This window comes from Thermococcus sp. (genome assembly GCF_027066465.1).
Lineage (GTDB): Archaea > Methanobacteriota_B > Thermococci > Thermococcales > Thermococcaceae > Thermococcus.
Map to the genome: position 1 here is coordinate 1 of NZ_JAMONU010000198.1, position 5,545 is coordinate 5,545.

The 5,545-nt window shown below is 56.1% G+C and carries 7 protein-coding genes; 1 reads left to right on the plus strand and 6 read right to left on the minus strand.

All coding sequences use genetic code 11. From position 1 onward, the window contains the following. From MVK46_RS09765 to MVK46_RS09790, 6 genes are all read right to left on the minus strand, one after another. Nucleotides 1-1,063: mannose-1-phosphate guanylyltransferase (locus MVK46_RS09765; RefSeq protein ID WP_297536486.1), on the minus strand; the 1,063-nt coding region annotated here is incomplete at its 3' end. A gap of 35 nt (nt 1,064-1,098) precedes the next feature. Then, nucleotides 1,099-2,460, minus strand: coding sequence for an ADP-specific glucokinase (locus MVK46_RS09770; RefSeq protein ID WP_297536487.1), 1,362 nt, complete (start codon nt 2,458-2,460; stop codon nt 1,099-1,101). 48 nt (nt 2,461-2,508) lie between these two features. Next, nucleotides 2,509-3,072, minus strand: coding sequence for a glucose-6-phosphate isomerase (gene pgiA, locus MVK46_RS09775; protein WP_297536488.1), 564 nt, complete (start codon nt 3,070-3,072; stop codon nt 2,509-2,511). Between the two features lie 74 nt (nt 3,073-3,146). Next, nucleotides 3,147-3,329 (minus strand): KH domain-containing protein, encoded by a 183-nt coding sequence (locus MVK46_RS09780; RefSeq protein WP_297536489.1) that lies wholly within the window; start codon nt 3,327-3,329, stop codon nt 3,147-3,149. A gap of 21 nt (nt 3,330-3,350) precedes the next feature. Then, nucleotides 3,351-4,025: a TraB/GumN family protein gene (locus MVK46_RS09785; protein WP_297536490.1), complete on the minus strand. Its 675-nt coding sequence runs from the start codon at nt 4,023-4,025 to the stop codon at nt 3,351-3,353. Next, nucleotides 4,022-4,966: a ribonuclease Z gene (locus MVK46_RS09790; RefSeq protein ID WP_297536491.1), complete on the minus strand. Its 945-nt coding sequence runs from the start codon at nt 4,964-4,966 to the stop codon at nt 4,022-4,024. The genes MVK46_RS09785 and MVK46_RS09790 overlap by 4 nt, the downstream gene beginning before the upstream one ends. Before the next feature lie 80 nt (nt 4,967-5,046). On the opposite strand from MVK46_RS09790, the gene MVK46_RS09795 reads away from it, so the two are divergent. Next, nucleotides 5,047-5,545, plus strand: a 499-nt coding sequence (locus MVK46_RS09795) for a tetratricopeptide repeat protein (RefSeq protein WP_297536492.1), incomplete at its 3' end; no start/stop codon positions are given.

Below are 5,545 nucleotides of genomic sequence, written 5' to 3' on the forward strand. Positions count from 1 at the left end.
TTCTGTGGACGATGACGCGCTCGTCGCCGAGCTCCTTAAGTGCCTTGTAAACCTCCTTAACGCGCTGGCTCTCGCCCTTCTTCGCCACGAGCAATGCATCACCGGTGTCTATGATTATCAGGTCCTCGACGCCAACAGTCGCGGTAAGCCTTTCGGTCATTATGAGGTTGTTCTTGGAATTAACACCGATGTGATAACCGTTCTTTCCGCGAATCCGAACCGCGTTCCCGTCGGAGTCCTTCTCAAGGACCTCGTAGATTGCGTCGAAGCTTCCGAGGTCGCTCCACTTCGTGTTGAGGGGAACGACGGCCGCTTTGTCGGTTTTCTCCATGACGCCGTAGTCTATGCTTATCTCCGGGACGCGGTTGTAGGCCTCCTCTATGTCACCGCTCTCCTCGAAGGCCTCCCAGACGTCGGGGGCGTGCTTCTGAACCTCATCGATGAAGAGCGAGCTTGAGAAGGCAAACATTCCGCTGTTCCAGAGGTAGTTGCTCTCGACGTAGCGCTTTGCCGTCTCGAGGTCCGGCTTCTCCTTGAACTCCGCGACGCTGTAGCCGATTATCCTCCCGTCCTCTTCAATCTTCTCGCCCGGCTTTATGTAGCCGTAGCCCGTGTGCGGTCTGGTCGGCTTGATTCCGAACGTGACGAGGTAGTCCCTGGCCAGCCTTCCAGCGTTCTCAAAGGCCTTCTCGTAGGCCTCGTTGACCTCTATGAGGTGGTCACTTGGCAGAACCGCAACGACCGAGTTCCCGAACTCCTCCTCTATCCTGAGCGTCGCCCAGAGGATAGCGGGCAGGGTGTTCTTGGCGCTCGGCTCAAGGAGGATGTTGTCCTCAGGGATTTCAACGCCCAGCTCCCTTAAATCGTCCAGAACGCGGAAGCGGTAGTTCCTGTTTGTGACGATGAATATTTCGCCCGGCTTCGAGAACATTAAAGCCCTCTCAACGGTCTTCTGAAAGAGGCTCTTGTCGTCCAAGAAGCGTATGAACTGCTTCGGCATCAGCTCCCTGCTGAGGGGCCACAGCCTCGTCCCCTTTCCTCCCGCAAGGATTACGGTCTTCATTCCTACCACCTGAGAAGAGCTAAAATACCGGGAGTTTATATCCTTTTCAGGGCGAACTCCCCGACGAAGGCCGAGCTCGATATGGTGTCGCCTATACCGACCGTTGACTTCGGCTTGACCACTATCTTTGTCGGAACGAAGGCGAGCTGGTAACCGTTGACCTCAGCTATGCCGTTTCTCATACCGTACTCACTGGCGAGGGCTTCCTCGACAGGTTTTGCCCTCCCGTTCACGGGCACGTCCATGGCCCTGACTATCTCGTCTATCGAGGGAACGTCACCGAGTTTGGCCTTCGCCGCCGCCGCTAAAGCCGCGAAGAGCAGAGCATCGCGGACGAACTCGCCCCTGTAAGCGGTCAGCGCGAGGTAGTAGCCGTAGGTGTGGAAGTGAATCCTCTTAACGCCGAGCTCAGCTAACTTGAGCATAGCCTCGGTAACCGCTATCGGGTCAACGGGGTCGTTCGCGAGGAGCTTTTCTGCCAGATTCTTCTCGCCCATCACTTCCATTATCGAGGCCAGCTCGACCTCGTTGAGGCCGACGCTCCAGAAAGCGGGAAGCAGGTCGAGGATGGCCTTCCGAACGGTTTCGTCCGGAGTAAAGGCGAACTCGAGGTGGGCGGGAATGCCTTTCTCGTTGAGAACCTTCAGGTGCTCCCTTATCGTCTCGAAGGGCTCGCGGTAGTTGTCTTCGGTTAGGGCCTGAAGTCCGCTGATTATCGCGAGGCTGACGCCGGAGGCAATCTCGTCAAAGCGCTCCCTGAACTCGTCGCGGATGAAGAGGTTCGTGTTGTAGTCGTCGGCCGCTCCAATAAAGCGGTTTTCGCGCGGGGCCTCGAAGTCGAGAACCTTAAAGCCCCTGGGAAACTCGTAGATGTAATGGAGACAGCTCTCCTCATCAGCACTAAAGTACCTCGGGTGGACGAGCTCAAGCTCATCGTTTTCGGCCTTCGGCACGTAAATCGGCCCGTCTTTAAAGAGACCCGCCTGGAGCTTTGAGAGCTGGGGGACGTGCGCTATCACCTTAACGCCGTAAACCCCTCCGAGGAGGTTGGCCATTATGCCGACCTGACCGCCCATCCTAAGCTCGTCCCATCCCCAGCGCCTCATGTAGAAGCGAACCGAACAGCTTTCGACGAAAAGCTCGGCCGCTTTGCCTCTCCTGACGCTCCATAGGATTGAACCGAGCAGCTGAGGGACGCTCGTTATTCTCTCGGGCAACTCCTCGGAGTAGCGAAGGACCTCCTCTTTTCCGGCCCTTTCAATCCTCGCCTCAAGGTCATCTCTTTCAAGGTACCTGATGGCGTCGATGTTGGTGTTGTAAGCCAGGAGAACGCCCTCAACGTTGCCTATGCTGGCTTTGACCCTCTCGAAGGCAGAAGCGTAAAGCCCGTCCCACATTATGTATCACCAAGAGTGAAAAGTAGGAAGGACTAATAAGGGTTTCGCTCACTTCCAGCGCGGGTTGTCTATCAGCTTAACCTCGCCGTTCTCCTCGACGACGAGCTTGGCGAAGCCCTTCTCCTTTATCGAGCCGTAGTCGTGGCCCGCATCTGCCGGATAGATTGCGAGGAACACGAACGGCTCGTTGCCGGTGTTAACAGTCCTGTGCGCCCAGTAGGGTGGAACGTAGACGACCGTTCCCGGCTCCATCGGCACCCACTCCACTTTCCCCTCCGGGGTCTGGAGGAGCATTCCGCCCTTCCCCTTGAGGGCGTAGTAGATTTCGGCCCTGTCCGCTTTCGCGTGGAAGTGCCCCTTGGTGAAGAAGAACTCTTTCCCAACCTTGCCGGGGTAGAGTATAGTTGTCGCGAAGTTGAGGTCGCCGTCCTTCTCCTCCTGCTCGATTGCGTAGACCTCGTAGACAACGGGGTCCTCCTTGAGAAGCTCCTCGTAGGCCTTCTCGTCGTAGAAGTAGCCCCTCATGTCGCTGAGCCTTCTAACGAGCTTCTTTGCCCCGGGAATAACACCATTCTCATCAATCCTGACGCCGAAGGGTCTCTTGTACTCCATACGCCTCACCCGAAGAAACTCGGCTTTAACTTATTTAACCTTTCCGCCAGGTATCACCGAAGGTGGTAGAAGAATCATTCCTTGGGGCGGACTTCAATTTTCTTTCCTATGACAAGCTCAGCCGCTTTAACCGCGGCACCCCCGCTCCCAACGGCGATTCTGACTTTATCGGCGGGAACGTAGACTATAATCTTATCCTCGGTTTCCTCCATGTCGAGTATTTCCACGTTCAGCATCTTCTCAAGCCTGTCCCTCATGGCAATCCCCGAGGATTTTCCTCACTTCTCCATATAAAAGTAACGTCCGTTCAGGAGCCTCTCGATGCCTAGCTTGTGCCCGAGGCCGACGACGGCTATAACCTTAGGCCTCCTAACTCCCCGCGCGAGGAGGGAATCCACTATCGCCATCAAGTTCCTCGCCATCACCTCGTTGCGCTCCTCGACGAGGACGCGGTAGAGGTAAGGGTAGCGACGCCTGAACTCGACCATCATCGCCCTGTATTCCTCAACGGGGTCGCCGAGTTCCCCGCCCCCAAAGGGCAGGAAAACGCTCAGGCCCTCGAGCGCCATGAGGAGCTTCTCTCTGAAGGGCGCCGAGGCAATCTTGGCGAGGATTACGCTGATGTCCTCGTCGATGAGGTACAGCGGGATTCCCAACAGCTTTGCAGATTCTATCGCGGCCTTCATCTCCTCGCCGGGCGACATCCCGAAGGTTTCTCCGAGCTTTTCTTCGACCTTAGCCAAAGCGTAGTTTATCAAGCCGGCCCTTCCCATTCTGAGTGAATCCCCAAGCGTCAGCTCGACGTTCCGCTCCATGGCCAAGAAGCGCGCTCTGTCGAGTTCTATCGCGACGGCGTGCGGCCTCTCCTCCAGTATCGTCCTGATTACCTCCTCCCTGCTCCTCGGCGAGACGTGCATCGTGCCTATTAGCTTGACGTAGCGGAGATAGTTCATCTTTCCCCCTCCAGAAGGTTCCGGAGTTGCCACTCGCCAGATTTGTACGTTAAAACGTCGAAGTCCCTCGGAACGACGAAGTTCACGCCGAATTCCCGGCATATCCGCGAGGCTTCGCCCAGGTATTCGTCGTAGGTGTAGCGGAATGCCCTGTGGAAGAGGGCGAGTAGCTTTACCTTTGCCTTCTTCGCGGTCTCGCAAGCCTCCTCGACTGTGGAGTGGTAGCTATCTCCCCGGTCTTCATCGCTGAGGTAAGTGGCATCGTGAATCAGCAAATCGGCCCTCTCGGAAAAGAGCCTCACCCTCTCGGCCGGCTCGGTGTCGCCGGTGTAGACTATCTTAACTCCCCGTCTCTTCGGTCCAGTAACGTCTTCGAGGCGGATTATCCGGCCGTTCCACTCGATTTTGCCTTCACGCTCAAGCTTTCCGAGCATCGGCCCGGGCTTGAGGCCGTACTGCTTAAGCTTCTCGGGCAGGAACTTTCCCCTCTTGTCCTTCTCCTTGAAGACGTATCCTAAAGCCGGAATCCCGTGCTCGACCTTGAAGCTCCAGATTTCGTAGTCGCCGAACTTAAGCCTCGTCTCGCCGAGTTCGTGGACGTGTATATCGAAGACCGGCCTGAAGAAACCGCTGTTGAGGAAGTTCTGCACGAACTCGAAGGTGTACTTTGGGCCATAGATGTGGAGGGGCGTTTCCCGGTTCCAGAGGTTCATCGTCTGAATTAACCCGCCGAGCCCGAGGTAGTGGTCGCCGTGGAAGTGTGTGATGAAAATCTTCTCGACCTTCATCGGACTGAGCTTTGCCGTGTTCATCTGCCTTATCGTGCCCTCGCCGACGTCGAAGAGTATAATCTCACCATTGTAGCGGAGCGCCACCGCTGGAACGTTCCTCTCGCGCGTCGGCATTATCCCGCCGGTGCCGAGAAAAATCACCTGGAGCATGTCCATAGCTCTCGTGGAGGGGTTAAAAAGGTAGCCAAAGAATTAAATACATCGGCGCGTTAGAAAACCGGGGTGAAAGCATGGAGGAGATTATGAAGGCCATCGAGGAAAAGAACTGCGAAAAGCTCAGGAGGATTCTCTACTACAAGGTGGACGACCTGAGCGACGAGGAGCTTAAGGAGGTCCTCGAGAAGGCCGAAAAACTTGCGAAGGAGTGCAAGGACTGGGAGCTGTACAAGCTCGTGCTCTACTACTATCACGAGATACTCAACGAGGACAAGATTTCAGAGTTCGAGAAGCTCGCGAAGGAGAGCGACGACTTCGAGCTGAAGTTCCACCTGGCAGACCTCTACTACCTCATCGGGGAGCTTGAGAAGAGTCTCGAACTGTTCAGGGCGCTCCTTGAAGAGGAGGTCGCCAAGGGCAACATCGAGCACGCCGCGAGGATATACTACAGCATGGCTATGATTCACGAGGAGCTCCAGGAGTACGAGAAGGCCCTCGAGCTAATCGAGAAGGCGGAGGAGCTTTACAGGGAGCTTGGCGACGAGAGGGAACTCCTCAGGATTGAGATTCACA

Excerpts from the sequence above, each read along its gene's own strand:
- MVK46_RS09785 (WP_297536490.1), bottom strand. The coding sequence starts at position 4,025 with ATGAACTATCTCCGCTACGTCAAGCTAATAGGCACGATGCACGTCTCG.
- MVK46_RS09770 (WP_297536487.1), bottom strand. The coding sequence starts at position 2,460 with ATGTGGGACGGGCTTTACGCTTCTGCCTTCGAGAGGGTCAAAGCCAGC.
- pgiA (WP_297536488.1), bottom strand. The coding sequence starts at position 3,072 with ATGGAGTACAAGAGACCCTTCGGCGTCAGGATTGATGAGAATGGTGTT.
- MVK46_RS09780 (WP_297536489.1), bottom strand. The coding sequence starts at position 3,329 with ATGAGGGACAGGCTTGAGAAGATGCTGAACGTGGAAATACTCGACATG.
- MVK46_RS09790 (WP_297536491.1), bottom strand. The coding sequence starts at position 4,966 with ATGCTCCAGGTGATTTTTCTCGGCACCGGCGGGATAATGCCGACGCGC.